General features: G+C 64.6%; 31 protein-coding genes and 2 pseudogenes. 12 read left to right on the top strand and 21 right to left on the bottom strand.

Annotated elements, in window-relative coordinates; all coding sequences use genetic code 11:
- Positions 1–33: 33 nt before the first annotated feature.
- The 9 genes and pseudogenes from MWM45_RS08780 to MWM45_RS08745 all read right to left on the bottom strand — a co-directional run bounded on the left by MWM45_RS08780 (position 34) and on the right by MWM45_RS08745 (position 9,054).
- Positions 34–1,209 (bottom strand): acyl-CoA dehydrogenase family protein, encoded by a 1,176-nt coding sequence (locus MWM45_RS08780; protein WP_247826130.1) that lies wholly within the window; start codon positions 1,207–1,209, stop codon positions 34–36.
- Between the two features lie 28 nt (positions 1,210–1,237).
- Positions 1,238–2,539 carry a M20/M25/M40 family metallo-hydrolase gene (locus MWM45_RS08775; RefSeq protein ID WP_247826129.1) on the bottom strand — a complete coding sequence of 434 codons (1,302 nt, stop codon included), beginning with the start codon at positions 2,537–2,539 and terminating at the stop codon, positions 1,238–1,240.
- 160 nt (positions 2,540–2,699) lie between these two features.
- A complete protein-coding gene (locus MWM45_RS08770; protein ID WP_247826128.1) occupies positions 2,700–3,062 on the bottom strand; it encodes a cupin domain-containing protein in 363 nt (120 codons plus the stop codon).
- 745 nt (positions 3,063–3,807) lie between these two features.
- A pseudogene (locus MWM45_RS17765) lies at positions 3,808–4,489 on the bottom strand (response regulator).
- Between the two features lie 487 nt (positions 4,490–4,976).
- Positions 4,977–6,623, bottom strand: a complete 1,647-nt coding sequence (locus tag MWM45_RS08760) for an MFS transporter (protein WP_247826127.1) — start codon at positions 6,621–6,623, stop codon at positions 4,977–4,979.
- On the bottom strand, positions 6,617–6,838 hold the full coding sequence (locus MWM45_RS08755) for a hypothetical protein (protein WP_247826126.1): 222 nt from the start codon (positions 6,836–6,838) through the stop codon (positions 6,617–6,619). Before MWM45_RS08755 ends, MWM45_RS08760 begins: the two co-directional genes overlap by 7 nt.
- Before the next feature lie 137 nt (positions 6,839–6,975).
- Positions 6,976–7,110, bottom strand: coding sequence for a hypothetical protein (locus MWM45_RS17655; RefSeq protein ID WP_269076539.1), 135 nt, complete (start codon positions 7,108–7,110; stop codon positions 6,976–6,978).
- 294 nt (positions 7,111–7,404) lie between these two features.
- Positions 7,405–7,854 (bottom strand): recombinase family protein, encoded by a 450-nt coding sequence (locus MWM45_RS08750; protein ID WP_336296658.1) that lies wholly within the window; start codon positions 7,852–7,854, stop codon positions 7,405–7,407.
- Positions 7,855–8,172: 318 nt separating this feature from the next.
- Positions 8,173–9,054: a DUF427 domain-containing protein gene (locus MWM45_RS08745; RefSeq protein ID WP_247826124.1), complete on the bottom strand. Its 882-nt coding sequence runs from the start codon at positions 9,052–9,054 to the stop codon at positions 8,173–8,175.
- Positions 9,055–9,665: 611 nt separating this feature from the next.
- Here MWM45_RS08745 and MWM45_RS08740 point away from each other — a divergent pair.
- Complete coding sequence (locus tag MWM45_RS08740) at positions 9,666–9,998, top strand: YciI family protein (RefSeq protein WP_247826123.1); 333 nt, start codon at positions 9,666–9,668, stop codon at positions 9,996–9,998.
- Between the two features lie 60 nt (positions 9,999–10,058).
- Here the strand turns inward: MWM45_RS08740 and MWM45_RS08735 are convergent, their stop codons facing one another.
- Positions 10,059–10,289, bottom strand: coding sequence for a hypothetical protein (locus tag MWM45_RS08735; protein ID WP_247826122.1), 231 nt, complete (start codon positions 10,287–10,289; stop codon positions 10,059–10,061).
- A gap of 245 nt (positions 10,290–10,534) precedes the next feature.
- On the opposite strand from MWM45_RS08735, the gene MWM45_RS08730 reads away from it, so the two are divergent.
- From MWM45_RS08730 to MWM45_RS08720, 3 genes are all read left to right on the top strand, one after another.
- Positions 10,535–11,152 carry a hypothetical protein gene (locus MWM45_RS08730; RefSeq protein WP_247826121.1) on the top strand — a complete coding sequence of 206 codons (618 nt, stop codon included), beginning with the start codon at positions 10,535–10,537 and terminating at the stop codon, positions 11,150–11,152.
- Between the two features lie 393 nt (positions 11,153–11,545).
- Positions 11,546–11,974 (top strand): hypothetical protein, encoded by a 429-nt coding sequence (locus MWM45_RS08725; protein ID WP_247826120.1) that lies wholly within the window; start codon positions 11,546–11,548, stop codon positions 11,972–11,974.
- Between the two features lie 391 nt (positions 11,975–12,365).
- On the top strand, positions 12,366–12,752 hold the full coding sequence (locus MWM45_RS08720; protein WP_247826119.1) for a hypothetical protein: 387 nt from the start codon (positions 12,366–12,368) through the stop codon (positions 12,750–12,752).
- A 53-nt stretch (positions 12,753–12,805) separates the two neighbouring features.
- Here MWM45_RS08720 and MWM45_RS08715 read toward each other — a convergent pair whose 3' ends face one another.
- Both MWM45_RS08715 and MWM45_RS08710 read right to left on the bottom strand, forming a co-directional pair.
- Positions 12,806–12,988, bottom strand: coding sequence for a hypothetical protein (locus MWM45_RS08715; protein ID WP_247826118.1), 183 nt, complete (start codon positions 12,986–12,988; stop codon positions 12,806–12,808).
- The gene (locus MWM45_RS08710; protein WP_247826117.1) at positions 12,985–13,611 is read right to left on the bottom strand and encodes a nuclear transport factor 2 family protein; all 627 of its coding nucleotides are present in this window, start codon (positions 13,609–13,611) and stop codon (positions 12,985–12,987) included. The genes MWM45_RS08715 and MWM45_RS08710 overlap by 4 nt, the downstream gene beginning before the upstream one ends.
- Before the next feature lie 365 nt (positions 13,612–13,976).
- Between MWM45_RS08710 and MWM45_RS08705 the strand changes: the two genes are divergently transcribed.
- Positions 13,977–14,192 carry an amphi-Trp domain-containing protein gene (locus tag MWM45_RS08705; RefSeq protein ID WP_247826116.1) on the top strand — a complete coding sequence of 72 codons (216 nt, stop codon included), beginning with the start codon at positions 13,977–13,979 and terminating at the stop codon, positions 14,190–14,192.
- A gap of 123 nt (positions 14,193–14,315) precedes the next feature.
- On the opposite strand, the gene MWM45_RS08700 is transcribed toward MWM45_RS08705, so the two are convergent.
- Complete coding sequence (locus tag MWM45_RS08700; protein WP_247826115.1) at positions 14,316–14,708, bottom strand: hypothetical protein; 393 nt, start codon at positions 14,706–14,708, stop codon at positions 14,316–14,318.
- A gap of 108 nt (positions 14,709–14,816) precedes the next feature.
- Here MWM45_RS08700 and MWM45_RS08695 point away from each other — a divergent pair, with 108 nt between their 5' ends.
- Positions 14,817–15,005 (top strand): hypothetical protein, encoded by a 189-nt coding sequence (locus tag MWM45_RS08695; RefSeq protein ID WP_247826114.1) that lies wholly within the window; start codon positions 14,817–14,819, stop codon positions 15,003–15,005.
- A 536-nt stretch (positions 15,006–15,541) separates the two neighbouring features.
- Here MWM45_RS08695 and MWM45_RS08690 read toward each other — a convergent pair.
- The 4 genes from MWM45_RS08690 to MWM45_RS08675 form a co-directional block, all read right to left on the bottom strand.
- A complete protein-coding gene (locus tag MWM45_RS08690; protein WP_247826113.1) occupies positions 15,542–15,904 on the bottom strand; it encodes a VOC family protein in 363 nt (120 codons plus the stop codon).
- A gap of 150 nt (positions 15,905–16,054) precedes the next feature.
- Positions 16,055–16,780, bottom strand: a complete 726-nt coding sequence (locus MWM45_RS08685; RefSeq protein WP_247826112.1) for an ANTAR domain-containing protein — start codon at positions 16,778–16,780, stop codon at positions 16,055–16,057.
- Between the two features lie 376 nt (positions 16,781–17,156).
- Positions 17,157–17,519 carry a hypothetical protein gene (locus MWM45_RS08680; protein ID WP_247826111.1) on the bottom strand — a complete coding sequence of 121 codons (363 nt, stop codon included), beginning with the start codon at positions 17,517–17,519 and terminating at the stop codon, positions 17,157–17,159.
- The gene (locus MWM45_RS08675; RefSeq protein WP_247826110.1) at positions 17,500–18,219 is read right to left on the bottom strand and encodes a GAF and ANTAR domain-containing protein; all 720 of its coding nucleotides are present in this window, start codon (positions 18,217–18,219) and stop codon (positions 17,500–17,502) included. The genes MWM45_RS08680 and MWM45_RS08675 overlap by 20 nt, the downstream gene beginning before the upstream one ends.
- A gap of 488 nt (positions 18,220–18,707) precedes the next feature.
- Here MWM45_RS08675 and MWM45_RS08670 point away from each other — a divergent pair, with 488 nt between their 5' ends.
- The gene (locus MWM45_RS08670; RefSeq protein WP_247826109.1) at positions 18,708–19,292 is read left to right on the top strand and encodes a dihydrofolate reductase family protein; all 585 of its coding nucleotides are present in this window, start codon (positions 18,708–18,710) and stop codon (positions 19,290–19,292) included.
- 339 nt (positions 19,293–19,631) lie between these two features.
- Here MWM45_RS08670 and MWM45_RS08665 read toward each other — a convergent pair whose 3' ends face one another.
- Positions 19,632–20,384 carry a DUF72 domain-containing protein gene (locus tag MWM45_RS08665; RefSeq protein WP_247826108.1) on the bottom strand — a complete coding sequence of 251 codons (753 nt, stop codon included), beginning with the start codon at positions 20,382–20,384 and terminating at the stop codon, positions 19,632–19,634.
- A gap of 286 nt (positions 20,385–20,670) precedes the next feature.
- Here MWM45_RS08665 and MWM45_RS08660 point away from each other — a divergent pair.
- From MWM45_RS08660 to MWM45_RS08650, 3 genes and pseudogenes are all read left to right on the top strand, one after another.
- A pseudogene (locus MWM45_RS08660) lies at positions 20,671–20,895 on the top strand (integrase core domain-containing protein); the annotation flags it as partial.
- 66 nt (positions 20,896–20,961) lie between these two features.
- On the top strand, positions 20,962–21,240 hold the full coding sequence (locus tag MWM45_RS08655) for a hypothetical protein (RefSeq protein ID WP_247826107.1): 279 nt from the start codon (positions 20,962–20,964) through the stop codon (positions 21,238–21,240).
- 12 nt (positions 21,241–21,252) lie between these two features.
- Complete coding sequence (locus MWM45_RS08650) at positions 21,253–21,861, top strand: DNA/RNA non-specific endonuclease (protein ID WP_247826106.1); 609 nt, start codon at positions 21,253–21,255, stop codon at positions 21,859–21,861.
- Between the two features lie 157 nt (positions 21,862–22,018).
- On the opposite strand, the gene MWM45_RS08645 is transcribed toward MWM45_RS08650, so the two are convergent.
- Both MWM45_RS08645 and MWM45_RS08640 read right to left on the bottom strand, forming a co-directional pair.
- Positions 22,019–23,407, bottom strand: coding sequence for a M20/M25/M40 family metallo-hydrolase (locus tag MWM45_RS08645; RefSeq protein ID WP_247826105.1), 1,389 nt, complete (start codon positions 23,405–23,407; stop codon positions 22,019–22,021).
- 20 nt (positions 23,408–23,427) lie between these two features.
- Complete coding sequence (locus MWM45_RS08640) at positions 23,428–24,672, bottom strand: glutamate--cysteine ligase (protein ID WP_247826104.1); 1,245 nt, start codon at positions 24,670–24,672, stop codon at positions 23,428–23,430.
- Positions 24,673–24,897: 225 nt separating this feature from the next.
- On the opposite strand from MWM45_RS08640, the gene MWM45_RS17650 reads away from it, so the two are divergent.
- The gene (locus MWM45_RS17650) at positions 24,898–25,134 is read left to right on the top strand and encodes an ANTAR domain-containing protein (protein ID WP_269076589.1); all 237 of its coding nucleotides are present in this window, start codon (positions 24,898–24,900) and stop codon (positions 25,132–25,134) included.
- Between the two features lie 234 nt (positions 25,135–25,368).
- The gene (locus MWM45_RS17760; protein WP_418909670.1) at positions 25,369–26,085 is read left to right on the top strand and encodes a GAF domain-containing protein; all 717 of its coding nucleotides are present in this window, start codon (positions 25,369–25,371) and stop codon (positions 26,083–26,085) included.
- A 334-nt stretch (positions 26,086–26,419) separates the two neighbouring features.
- On the opposite strand, the gene MWM45_RS08630 is transcribed toward MWM45_RS17760, so the two are convergent.
- Entirely contained in the window at positions 26,420–26,683 is a 264-nt protein-coding gene (locus MWM45_RS08630) for a YegP family protein (protein WP_247826102.1), read from the bottom strand.
- Between the last annotated feature and the right edge of the window lie 205 nt (positions 26,684–26,888).

Here is a 26,888-nt window from a genome sequence, read left to right as displayed (position 1 = left end):
GCCCGGCTGCTCCGAGCAGGCCGGGCAAGACCGTCAGCCCGACATCGGACCCAGCAGCGCGGTCGCGACCGTGGCCCGCGCGGACTCCTCCGTCGAGGGATGGAACTGACCGGCCAGGGCGTCACGGTGAAGGCGGGACACCTCCGACGACGCCGAGAAGCCCGATCCCCCGCCCACATGGAGCGCCGCCGTGGTGGCGGCCACTGCGGCCTCCACCGCATGGGTCTTCAGCGTCACGAGACGCGCGAACCACTGGGCCGCCTCGCCCGAGCGTGCGTCCAGGTCCAGGGTGACCTGCCGGAGTTCGGCGTCCGCTCCGGTCCGCCGCATGGCAGGCCCGGCGAGCAGGTTCCGCAGCACGGGGTCGTCGGACAGTGCGCGGTCCCCCACGTGGCTCCGGCGGTTCGTCACCGCGTCCACCGCGAGGTCGAGCGCGCGGTCCGCGATGCCGAGGTAGACGGACGCGATGAGGGTCTCGAACGCCGCGAAGATCCCGAAGACCAGCGGGTCGGCGTTGGGCCCCACCGGGAGTGTGCGGAAGACCGCGTCCGCCGGCACGCGCACGTCCAGCAGGCGGGTCGTATGGGACTGGGTGGCGCGCATCCCCAGCGGATCCCAGTCCTCGAGGGTCTCCACCCCGGGCGTGCCGCGCGGGACGAAGGCGTGGAGGATTGCATCGTTCCCACCGCCCGCGCCCTCGAGCTTCCCGAAGATCCCGAGGCGGGTCCACACGGGTGAGAGGCTCGTGAACACCTTCGTACCGGTGTACGCGAAGCCGCCGTCGGTGAGGCGTTCCACCCGTGTCAGCGAGTCGAACAGGACGGCGTCGTTGCCGGGCTCGGACACGCCGAAAGCGAAGACCTCGCCCTGCGCGGCCTCGTCCAGGACGAACCGCAGCGAGGAGTCGCCGCGGTCCGCGAGGAGGCCGGCGACGGCCGTCCAGACCAGATGCATGTTGATGCCGAGCGCCGTGGCGGGGGCGGCTGCGGCCAGTCGCCGCTGGGCCGCGGCGGCCCGCGCCATCCCGCCCGCGTCGCCGGGCGGGGTATCCGCCAGGAGGCGCAGGTACCCGATACCGGTCAGTTCCTCGAAATCCTCCGCGAAGAAGGTGTTCGTGGCGTCATAACCCCCGGCCCGGTTCCGGAACCGCTCGAGCAGGTTGTCCGGGAGGAGGTGCCCCACGCCGTCCGCGATCGTCGTGATGGTCATGGCGCCTCCTGCGGTGGTCGGATCCTGCTCAGTAGGTGGTCAGCAGCCGGGCGAGCACTTTCGCCCCGAAGCGCAGCGAGTCCGCGGGGACGCGTTCGTCGACGCCGTGGAACATGCCGGTGAAGTCGAGCTCGTCGGGCAGTTGCAGGGGTGCGAAGCCGTAGCCGGTGATGCCGAGGCGGCTCAGCGACTTGTTGTCGGTGCCGCCGGAGAGCGTGTAGGGGAGGACCTTCGCACCGGGGTCCTCCGCATGCAGGGCGTCGATCATCGAGTCCACGAGGTTGCCGGAGAACGGCACCTCGAGCGAGGTGTCCTTGTGCTCGTAGCTCACCTCGACGCCGTCGCCCGCGAGCCCGCGGATGATCTCCAGCACCTGGTCCTGCTGGCCGGGCAGCGTGCGGACGTCGATGAGCGCCTCGGCGGTCCCGGGGATCACGTTGTGCTTGTAGCCGCTCTTGAGCACCGTCGGGTTGGCGGTGTTCTGCAGCGTCGCGCCGACGAAACGCGCTACGGTCCCGAGCTCCTTGAGGAGCACGTCCGGGTTGTCGGGGTCGAACTCGACGCCGGTCAGCTCGGTGACGCCGTCCAGGAACTGGCGCGTGGTGGGCGTGAGTTCGATGGGCCAGGCATGGTCACCGATGCGCGTGACGGCCCGCGCCAGGGCGGTCACGGCGTTGTCGGTGTTGATCTGGGAACCGTGCCCTGCGCGACCGTGGGCCACCAGGCGCAGCCAGGAGATGCCTTTCTCCGCCGTCTGCAGGAGGTAGGTCCGCTGGCCTCCGATCGTCGCGGAGAACCCGCCCACTTCGGAGATCGCCTCGGTTGCTCCCTCGAAGACCTCCGGCTTGTTGTCCACGAGCCAGGACGCGCCATAGGCGCCGCCTGCTTCCTCGTCGGCGAAGAAGCCGAAAATGAGGTCCCGCCTGGGCTTGATGCCGTCGCGCTGCATGGACCGCAGGACGGACAGGATCATGGCGTCCATGTCCTTCATGTCCACTGCGCCGCGGCCCCAGATGAGGCCGTCCTTCTCCTCGCCACCGAAGGGGTCGACCGTCCAGTCCTCCTTCTGCGCGGGGACGACGTCGAGGTGACCGTGCACCACGAGGGCGGGCAGGGAGGAATCCGAGCCCTCCATGCGGGCGAGGACGGACGTGCGGCCGGGAGCGGCCTCGAACAGCTGGGTCGACAGTCCCACCTCCTCGATCAGCCCGGCCGTGTACTCGGCGGCCTTCCGCTCCCCCGGGCCTGCGTTGTCCCCGAAGTTCGAGGTATCGATGCGGATCAGTTCCTGGCAGATCCTGACGACTTCATCTTCGGGTGTGATGCCCACGTGGTCCTCCTCGGTAGCGGTTGCGCCTCCAGCCTACCGATCGCTCGTGCCCGGATCCGGTCGACCTGCACGCGGACACCGAAAGGCCCCAACCGGAAATCTCCGGCCAGGGCTGATCGGAGCGAAGCACGTGTCCTTGCGGCGTGCCCGGTCCCGCGGTTCAGGGCTTGGCGTAGTCGGCGAATCCCTGCCAGTCGATGAAGACGCAGGGTGCGTCTCCCACGACCCAGGCGTCGTGTCCGGGGGCCATGGCCGCGAAGTCACCCGGCCCGTACTCCATTTCCTCCCCGTCGTTCATGACGACCCTCATCCGGCCGGACACGAAGTAGCCCACGTGGGCGGCCTGACAGCTGTCGGTCTTGGCAATCGGCTTGACATGCTCGGACCAGCGCCATCCGGGATGGAACGTGGCGCGGCCTACCGGGCCCAGTTCCGAATCGACAAGTTGAAGCTGGCCCGTGTCGCCCTCGAACGGACGCGTCTCCTCGGGTTCATCCAGGCTCTTCCTAACCAGACCTATCATTGTGACCTCCTGCGGATCCTACTGATCGTTCGTTGTGGTGAGCCTCCGGCGGCTGCTGTCGGAGAATGTTCATCCGGCGCTTACGCCGTGGCGAAGACGTGCAACTACTCCGGAAAGAAATGAGCGTCGTCCTATCGGGCGGTGAGGTCCCTGAAGCGCAGGAAATGCCCCTGTATACGGCTCTGGGCCGGGCCGTCCAGCTGATTCCGGCTATTTTGTGAGACCAGAATGGACCTGCCGTACCGGGGGGTCAAGAGCACATCGGACGTAGATTCGGGCGAACCTGACGACGGGTGAGCGGCCTGCGCAGAGGACGCCTGCAGATCGAAGAGCAGGTCGTTGCCGACCCTCGGGTGTGGTTCGGAACCGCCGTTGTCGAGCTGTGAGGCGGAGTTTGCGGAGAACGATGCCGGCTTCTTCGCGGACGGGAGTCGCGGCCCGATGCGGGCTCATTCCGGCACTCGTCCTGTCGGACTCGTTCCAACGTGCCGCGGCCGGGCGCCGTGGATGGTGGTGACGCTCCTGCGCCGGGCCCGTTCCGCACGTTCCAGGTCCCGGTCCAGGACATCGCCGTGCGGGCCGGACTGAACCCGGCACAGCTGATGGCCGTGACCGCATGCCCATCGCCGCAGCACTGCCCACCGCCCGGTCCTGATCGTGCATCGCCGAGCGGAGCTAGCACCCTGGTGATCTGGAGTGCGCCCGGTCAGGGGACCGAGGTCGTGCTCGAGGTGCAACTGCGCAGCTAACAGGGCGAGGGATCGACCGACGTGGAGATGTAGACGGCAGCCTGGACCCTCCGCTGAAAGCCGAGTTTCGCCAGTATCGAGGACACATGGTTCTTGATGGTCTTCTCGGCCAGGAACAGTTCGCCGGCGATCTCCCGATTCGACATTCCTTCCCCGATCAGGGCCAGGACCTTCTTCTCCTGTCTCGTCAGGCGGACGAGGCGTGTATCTTCCTCCGGTGGGTCGTGCAGCCCGGCGATGATGCGCTCCTTCATGCCGGGCTCGAACAGGGACTCGCCCGCAGCGGCCCGGAGGACCTTTCCGACCAGATCGGAGCCGAGGATCTCCTTCAGGATGTACCCCGAGGCCCCGGCCAGTACTGCACCGCGCACTGCCTGGTCATCGTCGTAACTGGTCAGGATGACGCAGGATAGAGAGGGGTTGATAGAGCGCACATTCCGGCACACCTCGATCCCTGTTCCGTCCGGCAGCCTCACATCGAGGATCGAGGATCGAGAGGTCAGGTGACAGGGCCGGGATCCGGCGGGTGGCTTCCTCGGCGGACCCGGTTTCCCCGACAACCACGCATCCCTGAGTTCCCAACAGTTCTCGTAGTCCCCGCCGTACCAGTTCGTGGTCATCAAGGAGGAATACCGTAACGTCCTTCACCTGCTGGTCCTGATTGCCTGCATCCGGCACCCTTCCACGTCATCCGACTGATAAGTTACGAATCCGTTACGACACCAATCGCCAGCCTGACCCCCGCCAGCCGCTCCTGCTAGGGCCATAGGTCCTCGGAAGGGAAGGCAAGTTCTAACGATGATCGCCACCTACGACGGCTTCACCGTTGAACTGATGACGGCAGAACCATGGGCCCATGCGTCCGATGGGCATACTCGAGGACGACGGAGCAGAGCGCGGCCTCGTCTTCGTTGCAGCGATGGCTCGTATCGACCGCCAGCTCGAATTCGTGAAGACCTGGTGGATCAGTAAGGGACTGTTCTTCGGCTCGCCGACGAAAGGATCCTCCGGTGGGACCGAACACCTGTACCGACCCCCGGGTGGAGGTCTATCGATTCACGGATGGACTACCCGTCATAGGATGCATCGGCGCACGGTACGGGCAGCATTGGAATCAGCAGAGCGCAGGACGTCGGCGCATTGCTCGCCGTCGGGGCATCGAACCCTAGAGGGGCTCGGCGGGTTCAGTAGGCTCCGCACGGTGGGGGGCCTCGTCTGACGCTCCGACGGCCTCTTCCGGGAGGCGTCCGGTAAGGAACAGGGCGGCGGTCGCGAGCAGCGCGGCCAGAGCCAGCGCCATCCGCAGTGCTTCCAGCCGGGAGTCCGAGTTGACTGCCATGATGGCATCAGCGGTTTCCTGGTCAATGTCGGCGTTGTTCAGCGCTTCCTGGAGCTGCGTATCGGAGATGAACGGGATACCGCTGGCCAGCTGGACCGAGGCTTCCTCCTGCACCGAGCTCGGAACAGCGGGATTATCCTGAATGCCGGCCATGAACGACGTACCCAGGGTCGCGATGAGTACCGACCCGATCAGCGCGGTACCCAGGGAGGCCCCGAGGTTGGTGGCCGTGTTCTGCAGCCCGCCGACCTCCGCGCTCTGCGAGTCCGGGACCGCCGAAACCGTAATGGCGCCCAACTGCGACGACAGCGCTCCCAGCCCAAAGCCCATCAGCAGCATCGGGATTGCAACGATGCCTGCATCCGCCCCCGGGTCCATGCCCCCCACGAGGATGAGAATGCCGACGATCATCAGCATCAGACCAAGCCGGATGACACGGCGCGGGTTTGCATGAGGCAGAACCTTCGGGATTCCTGCGGCGGCCAGAATCAACGCTACGGACAGCGGGAGGATCCGGATCCCGGTCTCCAGCGCGCTCAATTCCAACACCACGGACAGGAACAGCGGAATGGTGAAGAACACGCCGGCCTGCACCAGGAACTGAGCGAAGAATATGCTGAGCCCGCCGGTGAGACGCTGGTTCTGGAACAGTCCTGGGTCGATCAGCGGCTCGCCGCTCACTGCGGCAAGATGCGAGGTCCTGCGCAGGAACAGATAGAGGACGAGCATCCCCCCGATCAGCAGCCACACCACCGGAGACAGACCCAGAACCGTTGGGGCGCCGGGCTTGGCCTGCACCCATCCCCACTCACCCGAACGCAGCACCGCATAGACGACCATGGCCAGTCCCACGATCGACAATGCGGATCCTACGAAATCGAGCCGGACCTTGGCAGCAGGGACGTCCGCAACCTTGCGCAGAACGAGCAGGATTGCCAGGACGATGATCACCTCTCCGACGAAGACGTAGCGCCACGATGCGAACGTGGTCACAGCGCCACCGATGAGAGGACCCGCGGCGACCGCCATGGCTCCTGCTGCGGCCACCAGTCCGTAAGCCCCGGCTCGGCGTTCCTGCGGGAAATTGGCCGCGACGAGCGACACGATCGCGGGCATGATCAGGGCCGCACCGATGCCCTCCAGAAGGGACCAGCCGAAAAGCAGAACCGCCAGGTTCGGCGCAAGCGCCGTCGTCAGCGAACCTGCGGCATAGATGATCAGGCCCAGCGCGAACGCCCGCCGGCGGCCCATGATGGTCCCTACCTTGCCACCGGTGATCATCAACGAGGCCATCACGAGGGTGTACAGGGTGATAGCTGTCTGGATGCCGGTGATCGTCGTCCCGAGGTCCTCGGCCACCGTGGCCATCGATACGTTCATCACCGAACTGTCGAGGGTCATCAGGAACTGGCCGGATGCCAGCACGCTCAGAACAAGCCCGGAGCCAGTACGCGAATCCTGGACACTCAACACGTGGCCTCCGTCTGCAGGTCGCTGACCGAGGCCTGGACGTTGGCGGCTTCATCCCGTAGGGATGCGACCGCCTGGCTGAGCGTGGCATCGTCGGGAACAGCCTCGACGGCTGAGACTAGCTCGTCCGTGGCCGTCCGCACAGGATCCACCCGGTCCTCCGAGACGTCCTGACTCGCTGCGATAGATCCGGCAAGGATCGGGCGTGGTCTCGACATCGGAGGCTCCTTTGCGAAAGCTAGCCTGGCAACAGCCATTCGTCACTCGGAGGTTGGTGTCCGGGTCTACTGCGCGTTGGGTGCTGGTGCCCCTGACCCCGGGGTCATGACCACCGGTGGAGGGCACCCGAGTGGTATCACGAGTGACGATCCTCGCGGTCGTCCCGACGGTCCTCCCGGCGGTCTCCGCGACGGTTGCTCCCGTGGGCGACGACGATCGCCTCGCCGACGGCGGCGGCAGTCCTGCGCCTGCGTCGTGCTGCCAGTGGCATGTCAGACTCCTCGTTTCATTCCCTCGACTGACCGGGTTGCGGCGACGGGTCGCCGCCGTCTCATCCTGTGTGCCGGTCGTAGCCGGCGCGTCACCCACCCGGGGTGACCCCACTCCGGGATAGGGCTGGGAAACCCGTCTCGGCAGTTCGTCGCGGGCGGCCGCGATGTTGTCCTGGCCGCAGGACTCACCGACGGTCCACTGCAACATACCCGAGGACAACTGGACGTACTCAAGATCCCGTCAACCCGATTTGGCCTCCATAACTTGCACTCAGTCGACGGGGACCCGGGTGTCACGGTGCATCGTCGACACCCATGCTGAGGTAGCGGTACATCGCGGCCCGGCTCGCACCGGTGATCTTCCCGATGTCCGCCGGTGCAAGCCCCTGGACCTCCAGCTCCCGTGCACGCCGGAGACTTGCGTGATCGGCAGTAATCTCCCGCCGGACGTCCTTCCGCCCATGTTCGGCGCCCATGGCGATACCCGCCCTGCTCCGCTCGGCCAACGGGTCGCACTCGAGCTGCGCGAACGCAGACATGACAGCAAGCATCGCCCGACTCATGGGACCGGTGGTGCTGATACCTGTCGCGACGCTGCGGAAATGCACGCCACCATGCTCCAGATCATCAATCAGGGCCAGCAGGTTCCGGGCGCTGCGTCCCAATCGATCCAGCTTCCACACCACCTCATGGCCCTTCCGAAGGTGCTCGAGGAGCTTGTCCAACTCGGGACGGTTGGCCATGCTCTACCGTTCGATGCCGTCGTGTTGAACTGCTCCTGAGTGAGGGGGTCGACGGTAGTCGGGACGTACCGGCTGAGCTCGGAGTACCCGTTGTCGACAACACAGGTCCGCAACAGGAAGTCCTGTGTGTAGCGGACCAGATCGAGGTCCTCGGTCCGAAGGGTCTGCAGGCTGCCGCTGGTTCCGGTATCACGGTCGACGCCAGCCGCGTGGCTATGTCGACCCGAACAGGACCCAGGGAGTCAACCTCGGTCGTACCCGTCTGCCGCCGACGCGAAGAGCCGACGTCGACAATCGGCAGTGGCACGACCACCGACGTCACGACCATGGAGTGACCGAGCGCTTCTGCTGCTCTCCGTCGATGACGAGGTCGAGTCGCTCGTCGAGGAACGCGACGTAATCCTGCACGTCGGCCGCGTCACTCAGCGGGTGCTCGTACTGCCACGCAATGTCGTCCAATCTCCTGTCCCCGATGATCGCGGAGTACCAGGTCGCAGAACCTTTGTACGAGCACATCGACCTTGTCGAGCTGGGCTCGAGCGGCGCCACGACATCCTCGATCGGAAGGTAGTACCGGGCAGGGAGGTTCGTCTCGAACAGCATCCGCGCTCGGGTGGTGTCGGCCAGAATGTGCCCGTCGAGGATCAGCTGCACATGCCGGGAGGTGCCTCGAATATCGATGCGACCGTACGGGTCGTGCGGATGGCTGATGATCTCGTCGTCTTCTTCGAACCAGCTGCCGAAGTCGGCGAATGCGAGGATCACGTAGCCGGCGAGACCGGGGTCGCGGGCACGGAATCCAGCTGCGGTGGCGTCCGTTCCCGCGACGCGCACCTCGACCGGCTCGCCCGGCGTCGTGCGCACGTCAAACGGGATACGCGGGTCTAACACGGGAATCTTCGACAGGTCGGGAAGCATGAACCCGACTGAGCCATTCTCGAACGGCGGTGAGCTGCGAAGCGAGATTTCAGCGCGAATGTCCTCGTCGGGGACGGCGTATCCCGGCACGACCCGACGCGGTTCCCACACGAGCATCGCTCGCGTAGTGTCGACGACGGTCTGCCCGCCGAGCGTGGCGCGAATGCGCTTTACCGTTGGCTCGTATCTCAGCTTTTGAAGCAGCTGCCCCATCACATCCCGCATGCGCACGCCGGTCGCATCGGCCTCGTGGTCCCATGGGTGATCTGAAGCGCTTGACATGAATTTACGGTAGACCCGCGCCGCCGCGTCAGGATAGGGGCGGATGGCCGAGCAGTCGTCACCGCATCACGCGAGGTACCTTCGTGGCGTACAGCATCCTAGGGCCTGTGCCCTGGCGGGTCTGCTGTCTCGCAGAGGGACAGCTCGATGTTGCACACCGAATGTCCTGACGCGTCGCCCCACGCTGTACAACAGGGCGCCGTCTAGAGATCGACAAACGAACTGGGGCTGACGGTAGGGTGACGCTGAAGAAAGGGTCGCCATGTGTTCTCTGCGCCATGAGATAGATGGTCGGGGTGCTGCGCCGCTGGCCGCTTCGCTTGATCGCACTGGCAACTTCACGGTGTGGCCACCACCTACGAAGGCCCCATCATGGCCGGCCCGGAGTTGTTCGGAGACGGGCTCGCGGCGTTTCGGCAGGCGTGGGCCGCCCGCAAGCTGATCGATTGCCGCTCAGCTCGTGCCCCTCGATGCAGAGCTGGCGGTTCGAACGCGTCGGGCATGACGGGGAACCATCAACCACAGCCCCAGCCGTGCTGAGTCGTGAACACTGGCTCTCACGGGGCACCAGTGCCAATATGAAACACAGAGCACCTGAACCGAGGGACATAATGGCTACGTTCATCACCATTGGCTACGGGGAACGCATCGGATACGAGAAGACGGATCCCGCCATCCGGAATGCGGCGCACGAGCACGACGCTGCAATGCGAGAACGCGGAGTCATGATGGGAATCGCCGGCGAACCAACTCAAGTCCGCAACCACGACGGCGTTGAAGTCGTGACACAGAAGGGACCCTTTCTACGGTCCGATCGTCCGGTTGCTGGATTCGCCATCGTCGAAGCGGACAGCATCGAAGAGGCTACCCATCTTGTTTCTCAGACGCCCTGCGCAGTAGCTCACGGCCTCGTCGAAGTGTGGCCCCTGCAAACCGCAACCTGACACCCCACACGGGTTCATCGGTCCTGCAAGCCGATCGGATATCGGCCGCGCCGGTCGGAATCAGTCCCGCAAGGTCTTGCCAGGTGGGCGTTCATCCTTGTCTGAAGACTTCTGCGTCCCCAGGATGAGGAACGTGATGCCTACAGTGAAGAACGCAATCCAGGACGTTGACCCCGAAAGCATCATCGCAATGGCAAGAACAAGGAAGACGATGCCGATCGGCAGGAACGCTTTGCCACCGTCTTTGGCTCGGCTGTTCGACTCCGACCTCGGTTGTCCACCACCGTTCATCTGGTAGACGCTACGTCGGTGACGGGAAGCGCGCAACGGTCTCATTGAGCCCCGGCGTCTGTGAGTAGACACTGACGTTCGTTCTCGCTGACGCCGTGCTGCGGCAGAGTGCGCTCCAAGGGATCCTTCTATGGGACGGTGAAGATTCCAAGGAGATGTTTCCTCATGTTCTCTCACGGAACTGACGAGAACCGGGCAGAGCAGGACCATAAGCACCAAGGCACTTATGACGACCGGAATAGTCCATGAGCGAGGTATCACGGGAAGGCCACCAGCCAGAGGCTGAGACTTCTGCGCATTCTTTCGTCCCAAATCCATCGTTCATCACCTATGACTGCCCCAAGGGCAACCTCAATCCCTTCGACGTCGACGAGCCGGCGACGCAACATCTTTTCACAATCGTTGGCGCGCTCAATGGAGGAGCCCGTTCCAGTCGAGCATGGATCGGGTCGATGGATCCCAATGATGAAGCCGATACGGCCGATAGCGACGCAGATGTTGAGGCCTATTGCAGCGGGATTCCTCCGGCCCGTGCGACTCAGGACCTCTGGGAGAAGCTCGCCGTCATTCATCGGGGCAGGCTTATCGCGGGTTGGCCGGAGACCAGGATGCCGCTGTACCGGCCCTCTGGCCCCACGCCTTATCCCACTCCCTATTGTGTTTTTGGCTCCACCCTGTCCGAGCGGGGCGAGCAGGGACGGCCGATGCACCATGACGAACCGACCCCTTCACCCTCCGGGCACCAGAGCTACGACCAGGCCCTCACAGCGGCACTCAAGCTCACGGATGAGACCGGAAGAAAAGCCGGGTGGATCGGCGAGACCGTCGTGGTCGCCCGGTTGCTCGGCGCAAGGAGCACATAGGCTGGGCGGGTCAACGAATGGGGGTTGTTGTGCGCAGGCGGAGCTATCTGTGGTTCATCGTGGCCGGGGTGTGCGTCGTCCTGACGGTACTCATCTTCGCCGGCCGCACCCTGCTGTCGGAGTGGCTGGGTGATTCCCTCACCTACCGGGTAGTAATCGCCGCGGCGTGGGTGTTCCTTGCCGGCGCGGCGGGCGCCCTCACCAGAGCCTTCACCTCACCGGACACGGAGCCGACAGCACCGGCACCACCGCGAACCGGCCCATGACCGTCCACCGCGAGTCTGCGGACACGGCATTCCCGCCGCACCTGTTCCGGGGCGACCGGACAGGACCGCCCACCATCGGCGCACCAACGGTGCTGCCGCCCTCCCCGACAGCAGGTAGGCGGTGAAAGTGGACGACAAGAACACGCCGGCAGGCGGTCATCCTGTGCACCGAAGGACCCGTCCCTCGGTGAAGGGCAAGCTGGTGAACCTGGCAGGTGTCCTGATCCTCGTGCTTGGCGGATTCTTGCTGGGTATTCCGCTGTGGAACTCCATGGGGATCGTGACCCAGCGGTGTGAGGTGGTGTCCGCTGAGCCGGGAACGAGTTCGGGCGGATCACGGGGTTCGGCGTCCACGGCCGGGGTGCTGATCGAGACATCGAACTGCGGATCGCTCGAGCTGTCACAGGGGGTGACGCGCGATACGCGCGACGAGATCGCAGCGTCGTTCGAGGTCGGCGCCGAGTACGACATCGAGACCGGCTGGTTCTCCCGCGTCGTCATGATCGAACTCCTCGACGAGATCGGGTCGATCCGAAGCTACCGACTGGTGGAATGACGACGATGATGCGCGTCAGACCATCGGTCTCCGGGCGCCGCAGGTCGTGCCGAGGGGAATGGCGGGATGGGTGCATGCAGCCTCAGGAGAAGCGTTTTTTGTGGGGGTCAGGACGCGCAGTGGTTGCCCTCTTCCTGATCATCATCAGCGGTGCCCTCGCCCGACCCGCTCGACCCCTAACGCACGGGTCGGCGAAGGGCGAACGGGCTGCGCCTCGCCGCAGTAAGCGTCGATGCGCAGTAATTCGTCGACGTGCCTCGACCCTGCACCTCAGCGGACTCGCGGTGAAGGTCCCCTCAGGGCATCCCAGCGTGTTGGCGCGGCCAGCATAGTGTGAAGCATGCGCCTCACCCGGAACCGTCATCGGCCGTCCGCTCAACAGTGGGCATTAGTGGCCCTGATCGCAGTCCTGTCCGCAGCGCTCTGGTACGGCTGGTTCGCCTGGGACACCGAGTACTACTACGACACCACGGCTGGCGAAATGGCCGGCCCCTACGCCATCTGGCAGGGCATCGGAGCGTTTCTGTGCAGCTTCGTGGTGGTCGGACTCGCTTACCGGCTCCTGCATTTCGTCGTCGCGCTGCTGGTCCTTCCAGCGGCGTTCACAGCTGCGTGGATCAGCACGGCGGCAGCCACGGATATGACCGGTCTATGGGCAGTGGGCGCCGTGCTCGTAGCTGTCGGAACCACCCTCGGCTCGGCCCTGATGCTCGGTATCGCTGCCGTGATCGAAGATGCCGGAAAACGACACCGGGCTCCTGCTTCTGCTCCCGAATAGGGTGCGCGTTCGCGCATCTGAAGCGATCTCGCCCTCGAGTTGACCACCGTCTGCTAGGCAACCACGACGCGGCTCCGCCGTCGACGCCACACCCAACCGACGACGGAGATAGTGGCGATAGTCAGTGCTGATGCCAGAGGAAACAGCATCCAGTTGAAGCGTTCTTGCACCAGGACCAGCACAGCTAGGTTCAACAGAACCCAGCTGATGACATCTCCAATGATGATCCTCCTCATGGCGCTCCTTCGTTGGTGAGATTGCAGGTGCCATCTACTTGGATGAGATAGGGCGGCACAGGGTGCACTGCTCGGGAGTCAGTAGCCGTCACAGCGTCCAGAGCAGGATCCTGCTGCGGGCGGGCTTGCCAAGGGTTGGTTTGTGCATACTCGCTGAGCTGGTGCTCAGGAACTGCTCGATCTGGTTCATCCTCAGGGCGGCCCGCGTACCACTCATGGAACTCGGAACACCGGCCCGAGTCGTCAAACCGTAGAAACCAAATGTTGTCGTATGCCGTGACCACGTGGTCAATATCCGGTTCGTAGAAGACAGTTCGGCCATGGGCGACGACTCGGTCGCCCTCAACGGCGACCGGATGGTACTTGGCGTCAAAGGATTCACCTACGAAGGCGTCGCGCTCACTCATCCACTCAGCGACTATCTTCTCGCGTCCTGATGTTCGCATCTGGAAGGGATAGTGCCACTCAGCCGTCTCCGACCAAAGGTCCGCAATTGCTCGTTCGTCATACGTCTTCCAGGCTGTCACGTATGCATCGAGCCACTTTTGCGCTGTGGCCCTGGTGATCGATACCGGTGAGATTGGAGTGTTGTGCCACTCGGGTTCGTTGAGGAGGCTCACCATCCTCAGATCGTATCTGGAGAACTGGCATTGGATCCGTCCGTAAGCCGGTCGCTCATTGCTTCTGATAGCGCTTACAGCCGCCACATATCGGCTGCCCGAGAGGTAGGAGCACGGTTGGCCCGTACGGTGAGAACGCACGGAGGGGTGCGTCGATTGCACCACGGCCCATATCTCGCTACCAGTGGGTTGCAACACACTCGGTCGAGACGCCGTCACTCCTCCACCACTGATGCTGCGTGTCGATCATGTCCCCCTGCCTTCGCCGACGCGGCCATTGATACGCAGCGTTGTTGGGTGAGGTCGTTGCCGATCCAGTGCGGCGCTGCCATGCTGGCAAGCACTGACCGCGACGAGAGGAGTCCTAGGTGGACATCGAGCTGGAGAAGAAGCAGACCCTGCGCAGGGAAGAGGCCGCTCAGCAGCTCCGCGACATCGCGGACGAGCTGGCGTCGGGCAACGAGATCGTCATGGAGCAGGACGGCCTGCGATTTACCGTCAAAGTTCCTGACGAGGTCACCATGAAGGTCGAGGTTGAGATCGAGGACGACGAACGGGAGTTTGAGATCAAACTGTCCTGGTAGACCCGGGTCCACAATTCCGCTGCGAAACGCCATGCGGTCACACGAGTTGTGGCGCAGAGCGGGCATCGAGCCAAGTGGGTCGTCGTCTGCCGCGACCTGCTCGAACCCAGCGTGCGGGCAGCGTCAGGCGGGACGGGTTTGAGCGGTGACGTCCCGGCTGAAAAGGCCGCCTGGGTCTACTCGACGCCGGACCGCCTGCATATCCGCCGTGACCGACGCGTCGAATGACTTCTGCGGGGCGTCGAACTGTTCGACGAAGGTGGGGACGGTCAGGCCGGTGTCCCACGGTTTCATCGCCTCGCGGACGGCGGCCAGCTGGGCGCCAACCTCCCCTGCGGCGCCCGGGCCGGCCACGATGCCGACGCTGAGCGACGCATACGCGCCGGGGAGGGAGTTGACAACTCCTCCCCGAGGATTGGTCATGGCGAAGGCTCCACCAAGCTGGCGCAGTTCAATGATGGTCAGCGCCGATCCTGCGGCGGTTCGGCGATGGACAGCAGCGCGGGATGCGTTCATGCTGCTTCTGCGGGCTCTCTATACCCCGGCCCGAACACCCACGCTGCCGATTACCGGACTGATGACGATCGACGACGGCCCGTTCCGGTTGACGCCTCACGAGAGGGTTTGCGCATCGAACGCACGCGCGACGCCACTGATGTCGACTTCACCGTCAGCGGTTCAGTGCTGCCACTGTGGGATCTCACTTTCGACGGTTCGATCCTGGCGAAACTGATGGATTCGGGCCAACTGAGCATCGCGGGGGATCTGAATCGAATGCAGGCGTTCTTCGGCTCATTTGCCGCCTCGACATAACGAGCACCTGTTATACCGGACTGCGACCTCACAGAAACAGGGGCCGACCACGCGAGGGAAACACACCACCCACCATCACGGGCGGCACGGGACCCTGCTCGCACCCCACCGGAGCCCCGCACAGTGCCCGCACCCCGTCCACGCCTGCATGGATGACAGGAGCCTGAAAACAAAACCTCCGCCGAAATGTGATCCAGATCATACTCAGCCCTGGCGGCTGGCCCTAGTAGCTGGTCGGCGGCACATGCTTGGCTTAGTGCACCCCGAGAGTGTCGCTGGCTGAGCACCAACCGGGCAGTGTCCGATTCAGGTCCTGGAGTCGGTCGGGTCGCCGGTTCTTTCGCTGCCACGTGCTTCGCGGCCGACCCACGGCGAGGACATTCTCGTCCGGGCACCGGCTGCAAGAAGGCGCGCCAGCCGATCTCCTACTGGAGGGTGTCTACGGGCGACAGGATCAGGGCAATCTTCCGCAACCGGTATCGGTAAATTCGTCTGCAGGCATGACGTGGAAGCCGGCGATGCTGCGAGGATCCCAGTCACCACATGTGTGCGAGGGTCTTGAACGTCGCCTCGCTACTGTGAACGGGAATGACGCACAGCAGATGGCCGCCGGGGACGCGTAGGGTGCGGCAGCCCTGCCAGTCGGCCACTTCGACGGCGCCGAGCGCGGTCAGGCGGGCGACCTCCGCCGACACATCATCGGTTTCGATGTCGACGTGGTACCGGGCGGTGTCGTCGATGGATTGGACGGCGACAACGAGGTCCGGAACGCAATTCAGCAGCGTGTGGAATTGCGGCTCACCAAGCGGACTCTCGACCGGTACGCCAAGTGCGCCGGCCCAGAAGACCGCACTGGCTCCGGCCTCACCCGACGGGGCGTCGATCAGCAGGGTGGACAAGCGACTTCGGTGCATGCCTGGCTCCTTGTAACGGGCTGCGTGGCGCAACGATCCTCACAATGCTGTGTTCGACCAGCCTACTGAGGCGGTGTGATCGATGCGGCTGGCATCCTCCCTCGCCCACTGCCGGAGGAACGTGTGTCGCGTTCCTCAATGCGTCGTGTACTTGTCGGGGAGCTCGCCGCTGTTGATGAGGTGATCGGCGACATCCCGGAGCTTCTGGTGGGTGCGTTGGCTAGCCATGGACAGCACGAGAAAGGCTTGAGCTCCGGTGATCTTGTGGCGTTCCATGAGGATGCCCTTGGCCTGGCCGATGGCGTCCCGGGAGTTCACGGCCTCATGGAGTTGCCGGGTCTTCTCGGCCTCGGCGAACGCCACCGCGGCATGGGAGGCGACCAGCAGGCCCACGTTCTCCGACTCGTCCGTGAAGGCGTCGGCCTTGTACGAGTAGAGGTTCAGGGCTCCGAGGTCGTCGCCCTGCACCCACAGCTGGATGGAGAGCATCCCCCGGGCGCCGGCCTCGGTGGCGCGCCGGGCGAACAGCGGCCACCGCTGCTCGTGCGCCATGTCCGGGACCCGCACCGTCCGGTGCTCGTACGCGGCTTCCATGCACGGGCCCTGACCGGTCTCCATCTGCAGCGCGTCGATGCGCACGGGCAGATTCCCGGACGGGGCACGGGAACCGATTTCCTTGCGTCCCAGGACAACACTGACGGAACCCTCGTCGACCCCCGGGATCAGTTCGAGGGCCGCGTGGACGAACCCGCTCAGGATCGCGTCAGTGTCCGGTTCCTGCTGTAACCCGCGGGCCAGCTCCGCCAGTTCCGTGGCGAGATCACGTTCCCGCAGATTGCCGCCGTGCTGTGATGAGGGCATACCCCGCTTCACCCTGGACTCATCGGTCATCATTCACGCCTTTCAGCGTCGAGACCGTGATGTGCAGGGGCGGCGCTGTGCTGGCTCCAAAACTCGTCGTCGCGCGGAGGCGTCCGTGAACTGTCCGCAGCGGCGATGCCACATCGAGAGACATGTCCGGCAGCCGGCGAGGAACACCCAGCGTGGTGTGATCAAGTGTGTATGGCATGGAATCCCCTGGTGGAACGGCAAATAGCGGTTCTCTGCCAGGGTCCGGGGCGAGAACTCCAGCGTGGTTGTTTATCGGTGAGAAGTCAACAACGGCAGAACACCGAAGGCACCGTGTAGCCACAGCGCGAGGCGCGACGATTCCTCTCGTCGCCCTCTGCGTGGTGGGCTAGGTATTGTCCGGTGCGTCCTGTTCTCCGCCGCCCTCGTTCAGATCAATCCCGTCATCCCGGTGATCGAGGACATCCAGGGCAACCAATACATCCGGTTGGCCCGGATCCTCAGAGTCGTTGCTGTAGGGGGCAGTTGGTGGGGGTGTTTCGGCGATGAGTTCGTTGACGGCAAGGGACACGAGGTCCCGATCCAGGGGGGTCAGGGTGATCAGCCCGTTGAGGTAGGCGTTGACCTCGAACTCGTCGACGTCCCCGGTGAACGAGAAATAGCGTACCCAGACGTCCTGCAACCCGAGCCCACTGCTGTGGATGGCGTGCAGTGTGCGTTGTCGTTGTTCCTCAGGGGTGTGCTTGGACATCAGGATCAGGGGTGGGGTCGGTGTCGTCCTGGCGATCAGTGATGAGGGCGGCCATGGAGCCGATGGTGGTGTTTGCGTCGGTGGCGAGGTCGATCAGGTGGTTCATGGCTGCCTGCCGGTCCACATCAAGGCGTTCCATCAGGATGCCGCGGGCGACTCCGATGGTGTCCCGTTCGGCCAGGGACGCTTTGACGTCGTTGCTGATCCGCTGGGGAGTGTCGCTGGCCTGGATGTGGTCGAGGAGGGTCGCGGCGGAGCGGGCGAGGTTGATCAGCAGTCGCCGGTCCTTGTTCGAGAACGCGTCGACGGTGTTCGAGTAGACCTTCATCGCTCCGAGTCCTGTCGGTTTGTCCAGCAGGGGCACGCTGAGGCAGGAGCGGACACCGAGCGGCGCCACGGCGGTCGTCCACTTCTGCCACCGCTGATCGGTGTGGGTGTCGGCGATGTAGACAGGCTCACCCGACTGCCAGGCGCTCATGCAGGGTCCTTGGCCGAGCTCGTACTGCTGGTCATCGGCTTCGAGCACGCGCGGGTTGGTCGCGCCCACGCTCATCCGGGTGCCGTCCGTGTTGATGAGGCTCACGCCGGCGCCCTCGGCGGCGCCGATGATGTCGCGGGCGATCTCGGCCAGGCCATCGACGGCGTCGTGGGCGGTCTGCTCCGTGAGGAGGTGACCGTTGGTTCGCCCGAAAATCGCCAACAGTTCAGGCGGGAGAGGGGACGCCGATGAGGAGGAGGGTGGGGTGGTATTCACGGTGGGCCTTCAACTGTCCTGCACAAGGGTCTCACCCCTGCGGGGAGTGGGCTGGCTGCTCAACCCGATAGGTCCGCTCACGGATAGATTCCGCTCACGCACCATCTGCTACGAACTGTACAGCCGCACCCACACCACCGGGAGAAGTTTTCCGCGGAGCCTGCTTTCCGCGCTGCCTGCTTCCTGTGCTGCCTACTCGGAGTGCCCTCCCAGCAGGATCATGTCCATAGGTCAGAGTGTGGTGGGTAGTTCCTGCCTAATGGGCGGCTCGGTTTCGTGGGCTTCACCCGGCGAGATCACCGCACACGGGACAGTGGCACCCTGCGTGATACCAGGGCCCAAAGGGAATCACCCAGCGCGACAGTTGATCGCCGAATGTTGTTTGAGTACTGTCCGGTGGAAAAGCGCTGCGCGTATCAGGTGAGGGCAATGGGATGAGCCAACTTCGATACTCAATCAACGTCACGCTCGACGGCTGCTGTCATCACGAGGCGGGGCTCCCTCCCGACGAGGAGTCGATGCGTTACTGGACCGCTGAAATGGAGCGAGCCGATGCTTTGCTATTCGGCCGGGTGACCTACGAGATGATGGAGTCTGCGTGGCGGCAGCCAATCGCGGGCGCGTGGCCTGAGTGGATGGCTGAGTGGCAGATCCCGTTCGCCGAGGCCATCAACGGGGCGAAAAAGCACGTCGTGTCGAGCACACTGAGGGGGGTCGACTGGAACGCGGAGCTGGTGCAAGGCGACTTGGGGCCAGCGGTTCAGCGGCTCAAGCAGGAGTCAGGCGAGAACCTGTGGGTGGGTGGCGTGACGCTCCCCCTGGCGTTGGCAGATCTGGGACTGATCGACGAGTACGAGTTCCTTGTGCACCCGGTCCTCGCCGGACACGGGCCGACGTTGCTCGCCGGTTTGCGCAAGCGCGTCCAGCTTGAGCTCGTGAATAGCCATGAGTTCCGGTCGGGGGCAGTAGCCCTGCGATACCGGCCCACGCCAGCAATGGCGAGAGGTGATTTGTCCTGACGGGTCGAGCGGGCTGTATGGCTATTCAGCATCCTCACCCTCCCTGCAAACTCAGCAATCACACCCAGTGAGAACCTGCGCCATAAGCCGGCCCTTCTCCGTAAGACCCGTCCGGGAAAATGCCCGGTGAAGGTACAACAACTGGGACACAGTGGATGTCGGGATGCGCCACGGTAGGAGGGACACTTCCCCTTCCCCAGTGCTACTGCTCCTCTTCATGTCCTGCTGCCCTGTCTCCGAAGGGAGAGTGCCATTGCGCGACGGCGAGGACGCTTGCGAGACAGTACCTGAGGTCATCCTTGCGTAGGAGTGGCGTGGGGAAGCGATTGGATGAGTGTGTCAGCTGCCGGTAGGCAGGTAGCCTGCTCGGACCAGTGCCTGGAGCGTCTGCGCGTTCCGCACCGCGTTGCCGCCGCCGTCGTTGTTGAAGTACACATACGCGTCCCGGCCGGCGCCGTGCCATTCAAGAATGCGGTCCGCCCACCAGCGCAGGTCCGCGTCCGAGTATGAGCCCGCGTAGAGATGCTCATGGTCCGGTCCGTGCAGCCGCACATACACGAACGGCGCCGTCGCCTTCAGGATGCACGGCAGCCCGGCGCCGCTCATCACGCAGTAGGCGGCCTGGTGTCGCCCGAGCAGATCGTAGACGGCGTCGTCGTTCCAGCTCGGATGGCGGAACTCAACCGCTACACGGATCCACTCCGGCACGCGGGACAGGAAGTAGTCGAGGCGGGCGTCGTCGCGCTCCATCGCCGGCGGGAGTTGGACGAGCAGGACGGCTCGTCGGTCGCCCAGCTCATGCCAACAGCGGGCGATCCGCTCGATCCAGACTTCCGGCGCGTACAACTTCTTACCGTGCGTCAGACCGCGGGGCGCCTTCACGGACAGCGCGAACCCGGGGGGAAGGCGACGCTGCCACCCGGCGAAGGTCGTATCGCGCGGCCAGCGATAGAAACTGGCGTTCAGCTCCACTGTGTCGAAGCGTGCCGCGTAATGGTCCAGTCGCTTCGCCGGCGTGGTTCCCTGCGGATAGCAGACGCCGTTCCAGTGGTCGTAACTCCATCCGGAAGTACCAATGCGGATTTCGCTCACCTTTGCCACACTACTGATACGCCCTTCGCTCCCACCACCATCGCGACGTAGCTTCAGTAGCGGCGGGACGGAGCGGTGGGAGCACGACCAGCGAACCGCGTCCAGCTCGCCCCTTACGGGTCGGAATTCCCTGCTTGCCAAACGACCCGCCCACCGGTTCTCGACGATGCGGCCACGTCGACGAGCCCGACCGAAGGCAGAGGGAAAAGACGCTGTCGACGGAAACCGAAAAGGTCCGCAGGTGGACACATCACACTGCAGGGATCTTCAGTACTCACCGGCTTGGAGATCGGGCAGACCGCACCGGCCGCAGACCAACGGGAAGATCGAGCGCTTCCACCGCACCCTCGCCGACGGGTGGGCCTTCAGCCGCCACTACACCAGCGAATCAGCCCGCCGAGCAGCCCTGCCCGGATGGCTCCACGAAGACAACCACCACCGACCCCACACGGCCATCGGAGGCAAACCACCCATCACCCAGATAACCAACCTCCCCGGGCAGTACACCTAGCGGTCAAGGAATCACCCATCGGAATCTCTTGCTGGAGCTGCCATCCAGCGCTATTAGGTTCCGATCATGAACGAACTGCTGCCCGAACTGCGCCCCGCCCGGCTCGAGGATCTGTCCGACCGGATCGGATTCGACGAGCAATTCCCCGGACACCGCGTCCCCGTACCGACACTCGACGGCACCGAAACGGTGCTGCTGCCCTACACCCATTTCTCCGTCCTCATGCGCCCGGATAAGCGCCTCGCCGCGGTCACCGCGCTCGGGATCGACGGGGGAAAGCTGATGGACCTCGACCGCTCCGACATCGCCTGGCAACCTGACTCCCGCCTACCGGAGGACCAGTAGACCGGGGAACGCGTGTACGCCCGCAACGACATCGACTGCGGTCACCTCGTGCGTCGGGCCTCCGCCGTCTGGGGTGACACCCGGGTGGAGGCCGCAACGGCGAACGAGGACACCTTCCACTACACCAACGCTGCCCCCCAGGCGTCGAAGTTCGACCAGGGTCTCGAGCTGTGGCTGGGCCTGGAAACATACCTGCTGCGCAACGCCGCCGGCCACGGCCGGCGCCTGATCGTGTTCACCGGGCCGATCTTCAGCGACGTCGATCCCGTGTACCGGGACGTGGAGATCCCTTTGCTGTACTTCGAGGTCGCCGTGTTCCTCGAAGGCGACTCCCTCGCCGCGACGGGCTATGTCGTGGACCAGACGCCACAGCTGAAGGACCTCCCCGATGTGCCTCATCCGGGCGCGACCCAGGATGAGGCTCCCCCGCTCGGGCCGTTCCGCACCTTCCAGGTCCCGATCCGCGACCACGCGGTGCTGACCGGACTCGACCTCGCACAGCTCAGCGTCGTGGACCGCATGCCCATCGCTGCCGCACTCCCCACGGCACAGGTCACCTCGACCTGGCGAGAACTCACCAGCCCCGAATGCCTTGACCTGGACTTCGATCTCCAGAACTAAGGGCGCTCGTGTGTGGCGAAGAAGTCAGCAAGCCCAGAGTGCTTTTCCGTTGGGTCATCCTCGTGCACCCTGTCTTGACCGTTCGGAAAGCAGCATATGGGTGGGGCCCGCCGCCGGGCCCGGTGTCTGTATCGCTACGCCGGCTCTGGCAACACGTTCAGTCCTGTCGACCGAGTTCATCCCAGAGGAAGGCCAGTGTCGCGGCGCCGGCTTTGAGGATGTCGATGCGGACGCTCTCGTCGTTCGAGTGCCAGTGGTCTTCCACGAGTCCCGTACCGAAGAACACCACGGGTGCACCGAGTGCGGAGGAGAGCATCTCCGCAGGTCCGCCGCCGGCGTTTCCCATCCGCCCCACCTCCGGTGTCTGGAAGCCTTGGGCCATCGCCTTGGAGAGATTGTCCAGCACCAGGCAGTCCGGAGTCCGGTACGGCTCCTGCGCATTGTCGATGTCAAGTGTCAGCTCATACGCGTAGCCGGCGCCGATGGTCTCCTCTACCCAGCGCCCCACCTGCTCTGCCACGTCGTTGATGGTCTGCCCGGCGACAGTGCGGATGCTCAAGTCCGCGGACGCCATGGACGGGATGGCCGCCCGTTGGACGCCGATGGGGTCCCCGGCGGCCAGTGCAATGACTTCCAACGACGGGCGCTCCCACAGCCGTTCGAGGACCGAGTATCCGTCCTCGCCCAGGATGCTGCGTGTGTGTGAGCGCGTCAGCCAGTCCTGCGGGTCGAAAGGCAGTGCAGCCAGTTCAGCCCGGCGGTGCCGGGAGATGTCCTCGACGTCGTCGTAGAACCCCGGGAAGGTAATTCTTCCCTTGTCGTCGTGCAGCTGCCCGAGCAGCCTGCTCAGTTCAAGGGCCGGGTTGGGGGCCGGCCCGGACACGGCGCCGCTGTGGACGTCCCTGAGCGGGCCGTAGACCTCGATGTGCACGCCGAGCATGCCGCGGATGCTGGTGCAGATAGCAGGATGGTCTGCATGCCACAGCAGGGTGTCGGAAAAGACCACTGCGTCCGCATCAAGGCTGCCACGGTGGTCCTGAAGAATACCTGCCAGGCCAGGAGAGCCGGCCTCCTCCTCCCCTTCGACGATCAGTTTGAGGTTCACTGCCGGCGCTGAGCGTCCCGTGGCACTCAGGTGGGCCCGGAGTCCCCAGACATGAGCCATGATCTGTCCTTTGGCATCCGACGTTCCTCGGCCGTAGAGCCTGCCGTCACGAAGTACCGGCTCGAACGGAGTGGTCTGGTCCCAGTTCTCTTCCTTGACCGCGCGCACGTCGTGGTGGCCGTAGATGAGGATGGTCTGGGCATCCGGGCTGCCGGACCATTCAGCGAAGACCGCGGGACCCTCTGCCCCCGCCCAGATTTCCGTGGTCGGGAAACCCACGCCCCGCAGTTCCCCGGCGAGCCAGTTGGCGGACCTGGTGAGGTGGTGTCTGCGCTCCGGGACGCCCGCCACCGACGGGATGCGGACCCACTCTGCGAGCCGGTCCACGAGCAGCGGCGTATGGGCGTCGATGTAGTGTCGAACGCTATCGTCAGCATTCATCGTTGCTCCGATCGAATCAGTCAGGTGTTGTGCAGCCGATGGGACCGCCGCTGCGTGGTTGTGGCGGTGCCGTGGGTGCGTTCGACGGCGTCCGCCACCACCGCGGCCAGGCTCTGGCTGGTCGCCATCGTTTCGAGTTGCGTGCGCGAGCCCGTGCCGGCGGTGAGGATCCGCGAGACCCCCAGGGCCACCTGCTCGTCGTCGCCGGTTCCTGCCAGGACGGGGCGGACGTGAGTCAGGAGGGCCTGGACCGCTTCGGGAGCCGGACACGGGGAGTTCAGGACAGGGTGCAGGAGGTCGCCTTCCACCCCGGATCGGCTGGCTTGCCATGCCGCGAGGCGCAGTTGCGCGTCCGATCGGCGGGGTGCCGGTGTTCCGGCCCGCCATTCCCGGGCGGCTTGTTCCGTGAGTGCCCGCACGATGGCGGCGATTGTTGTGGCGTGTTCGGGTTCCAGGCAGACGTCCGCGATACGCACCTCGATGGTCGGATGATGGCGGGAGAGGCGGGCGTCGAAGTACACCATGCCCTCGTCAACGAGTACGTCGGCAGCGAGCAATGACTGGACATGGCTTCGGTACGCCCGTTCGGATCCGAACAGCTGGGAGGGTCCCGCCGTCGGCCACCGGCTCCACGCCTGATAGCGGTAACTCGCGTACCCGCTGTCGCGTCCCTGCCAGAACGGGGAGTTCACGCTCAGGGCCAGCAGGACTGGCAGCCAAATACGGATCCGGTCCAGCACCGCTACGCCTTCCTCCCCGGAGTCAACGCCGACGTGCACGTGGAAGCCGCAGGTGAGCTGTTCCTGGAAAGTCAGCCCGAACCGGGCAGCCATCTTCAGGAAGCGGGGCTGCGGGACCGGGGTGGGAGTGACCGCGACCGGGCTGGTAGCCAGCGCGACCGCCCTGGCGCCCACCGCCCGTGCGGCCTCATCAGCCAGGGCCCGGCCGTTTCTGATCGCTGCGGCCACCTCCCGCAGCGTGGTGCAGACAGGGCTGACAACTTCAAGCTGCTCCTGCTGGACCTCCGGGGTCAGGATCGGGCCGGCGCCGAGCCCTTGGCGGTAAGGCCTGAATTGAAGTGACTGCTCTGCCACAGGTGCCGGCCGTCCCGTCCTGGGGTCGACCAGCAGGAATTCCTCCTCGACACCGAAGGTCCTTCGACCACTGCCAACGGGACGGCCGCCCGGCCTACTCGTTGATGAATTCAAGGCAGTTCCTCTGGGAAAGGCCACCGACGCAAAGATGCGCGGACTGGCCGCCGTCAAAGTATGAACAGGCTTCCTACACGAACCCACAACCACCAGCCTGCTGGAACCAGGCCTCCGATTTCCTCAGAGTACGCACGGCAGTGGGCCGCCGAAAGGACAATTTAGGTCTACCCGCCACAACACTGTTCCTTGACGGCAGAACCTATCGCTCATTCAAGGACGGTGTTTTGCGCCTGGCTGGCGCCACTGAATCGCACTACGGCTACACGGGGCTGAGGCGTCCTGTCGTTATCGACTTCTCCCCCGACAGACGAGCCCAGGCAGCTCCACGAGGCCATCGATTCCAGGGACGCCATCGGCCAGGCCAAGGGCATCCTCATGGAACGCCACAGGATCACCGGACCCCAGGCGTTCATCGTGCTGTCCATAGCCAGCCAGCACACCCACCTGAAACTCTGGAGCGTCGCCGACTACCTCATCAACAGCGGCGAACTCCCCGACAGGGACACCACACACTGAGAGTTCTCGGGTCAGGCCACCGGTCGTGAGGTCGCCAGGAGTGCGGGGAGTGACCGCGTCGCGCCCCTGTTCATGGTGCGGCTAATGCACCATGAACCCGTCACTGATTCCTACCCGGCTGCCACGACGTGCTGGCGGAAGTCAGTGAGTTGCGTCGCCCGGACAGTCCGCCACCGACGACGGCGACCGGCGGTAGCGTAGGAAAGTCGTTGAGCAGTAAGCGGTGCGTTACCGGTGGCCCGCCCGGACTTTCTTGGCGCAGGCACATCGTCGACGTCCTCCGAGGAAGCATCATCAACGACAACAACCTTTTCGTTCCTTCAGGCACGGCCCCACTCGCGGCCTCCCCCGGGGTGCCGTCCGCAGCTGATCGTCCCGTACTCGCGGAGCGTGAACGCAACCGAACATCTCGCCGGGCACGGGCAGGACGTGTTCTGCGGAGCAATTCTCCTTCGACCACGGAACACTGTGACGATCGCCAGCAGCAGCCCCGAGTCCCGGCGGCTCGATGAGCTGCAGTACTCCTACGGACCGTGCCTGACCGCAGCCCGCACCGACCAGCCCGTCCATGTCGATGACACGAGGACCGATCAGCGGTGGCCGGAGTACGTGGCCGACGTGACCCGCCACGCGATGTCCTCCATCCTCGGAATGCCGATCCCCCTCGATGGTGACGCGGAGTGCGGACTGAATCTGTACTCCACAGCGCCCAACACGTTCACCTCACGCCGGTCTCATGCGGCGCACGGGTTGGAGCGTTGCAGCCGTCCATCCCGTGAGCTGCCGCAGGCTTTTCGAGCGTTGCCTGAGCCCGGCGCGCCCGCAGGAGTGATCGGTCGACTCTGTCGAGGTCCAGTACGGCGGCCGAGAGCATCCGTTGACCATCGACCCGGCTGTAAGACTCTGCTTGAAGGTTCCGGCGCGTGTACTGAACCGTCTGAGCTAGCGTGATCCGTTCGTACTCCAACGACGCCACATGGCGCCGTACCGCCATGAGGTCCGTAGGAATGTTCGTGCCCACATCGTCATTGATCTGGCACACGGGAAGTTCGACTTCGCGGAAATGGAGCTCTCCTGACTTTTTCATGAACCTTTTTCGTTATCAGTAGTTGGCCCGAGCCTGGTTTGCGCTGCTGCGTCTTGCTCGAGGTCACCGCAACTTCGGAAATGCTCGGGTGTCGCGACGATCCTTGGAAGCCACCTGGCCGGAGCCAGAGCGCTATCCGAGCAGATCGACATTTTCGGGGCGGCAGCACCAAAGGTCTGCGCCTCGATCGTTGGTGGGTTACCGCCGGTGGGCCATTTGGTGCCCGACGGACAGATCTTGGGATGGGCCAGGCTTCTCCGCCACTGCTTCATAAGGGATCGGCGGGCAAAGGTCCGTGATGAGACCTGTCCCGGCGCACTCGCGGACGGCACGGATTCCCTCGACGGCGGACGCCTTATTTGAGAACTGCCCCGATACAGCTACAACTTCCCCATCGGGAGCCGTCAATCTGAACCCGAAGGAAGTGCCTCCGTCATGAAAAAGCTCGAACGTTCCGGCCATGGCTGCCTCCTGTGATCGCCCGAGCAGAGGCCCGCTCGGGTTCGTCATTTCATCCGGGGCGCTCGGCTTCTACCAGTTGGTCCGGTAGCAGGACAAGCCCCAAATGTGACCCCAGCCACACGCTGTATATGGTAGGGACCTTTTTGTGTACTCGCGAGTAACCGCGGGCGAGGACCTGAACGCCATGATGCGTGCTTGCCACCAG

This window comes from Arthrobacter antioxidans (genome assembly GCF_023100725.1).
GTDB classification, from domain to species: Bacteria; Actinomycetota; Actinomycetes; order Actinomycetales; family Micrococcaceae; genus Arthrobacter_D; species Arthrobacter_D antioxidans.
Note: the sequence above shows the minus strand (reverse complement) of the source record. Positions and strands in the feature narration are given on the sequence as shown.

Bases quoted from the DNA above. Each gene is read 5' to 3' on its own strand.
- MWM45_RS08780 (WP_247826130.1), bottom strand. From the start codon at position 1,209: ATGACCATCACGACGATCGCGGACGGCGTGGGGCACCTCCTCCCGGAC.
- MWM45_RS08770 (WP_247826128.1), bottom strand. From the start codon at position 3,062: ATGATAGGTCTGGTTAGGAAGAGCCTGGATGAACCCGAGGAGACGCGT.
- MWM45_RS08755 (WP_247826126.1), bottom strand. From the start codon at position 6,838: ATGTCGAGACCACGCCCGATCCTTGCCGGATCTATCGCAGCGAGTCAG.
- MWM45_RS17655 (WP_269076539.1), bottom strand. From the start codon at position 7,110: ATGCCACTGGCAGCACGACGCAGGCGCAGGACTGCCGCCGCCGTCGGC.
- MWM45_RS08750 (WP_336296658.1), bottom strand. From the start codon at position 7,854: ATGGCCAACCGTCCCGAGTTGGACAAGCTCCTCGAGCACCTTCGGAAG.
- MWM45_RS08745 (WP_247826124.1), bottom strand. From the start codon at position 9,054: ATGTCAAGCGCTTCAGATCACCCATGGGACCACGAGGCCGATGCGACC.
- MWM45_RS08740 (WP_247826123.1), top strand. From the start codon at position 9,666: ATGGCTACGTTCATCACCATTGGCTACGGGGAACGCATCGGATACGAG.
- MWM45_RS08735 (WP_247826122.1), bottom strand. From the start codon at position 10,289: ATGAACGGTGGTGGACAACCGAGGTCGGAGTCGAACAGCCGAGCCAAA.
- MWM45_RS08730 (WP_247826121.1), top strand. From the start codon at position 10,535: ATGAGCGAGGTATCACGGGAAGGCCACCAGCCAGAGGCTGAGACTTCT.
- MWM45_RS08715 (WP_247826118.1), bottom strand. From the start codon at position 12,988: ATGAGGAGGATCATCATTGGAGATGTCATCAGCTGGGTTCTGTTGAAC.
- MWM45_RS08710 (WP_247826117.1), bottom strand. From the start codon at position 13,611: ATGGTGAGCCTCCTCAACGAACCCGAGTGGCACAACACTCCAATCTCA.
- MWM45_RS08700 (WP_247826115.1), bottom strand. From the start codon at position 14,708: ATGAACGCATCCCGCGCTGCTGTCCATCGCCGAACCGCCGCAGGATCG.
- MWM45_RS08685 (WP_247826112.1), bottom strand. From the start codon at position 16,780: ATGCCCTCATCACAGCACGGCGGCAATCTGCGGGAACGTGATCTCGCC.
- MWM45_RS08680 (WP_247826111.1), bottom strand. From the start codon at position 17,519: ATGTCCAAGCACACCCCTGAGGAACAACGACAACGCACACTGCACGCC.
- MWM45_RS08670 (WP_247826109.1), top strand. From the start codon at position 18,708: ATGAGCCAACTTCGATACTCAATCAACGTCACGCTCGACGGCTGCTGT.
- MWM45_RS08655 (WP_247826107.1), top strand. From the start codon at position 20,962: ATGAACGAACTGCTGCCCGAACTGCGCCCCGCCCGGCTCGAGGATCTG.
- MWM45_RS08645 (WP_247826105.1), bottom strand. From the start codon at position 23,407: ATGAATGCTGACGATAGCGTTCGACACTACATCGACGCCCATACGCCG.
- MWM45_RS08630 (WP_247826102.1), bottom strand. From the start codon at position 26,683: ATGGCCGGAACGTTCGAGCTTTTTCATGACGGAGGCACTTCCTTCGGG.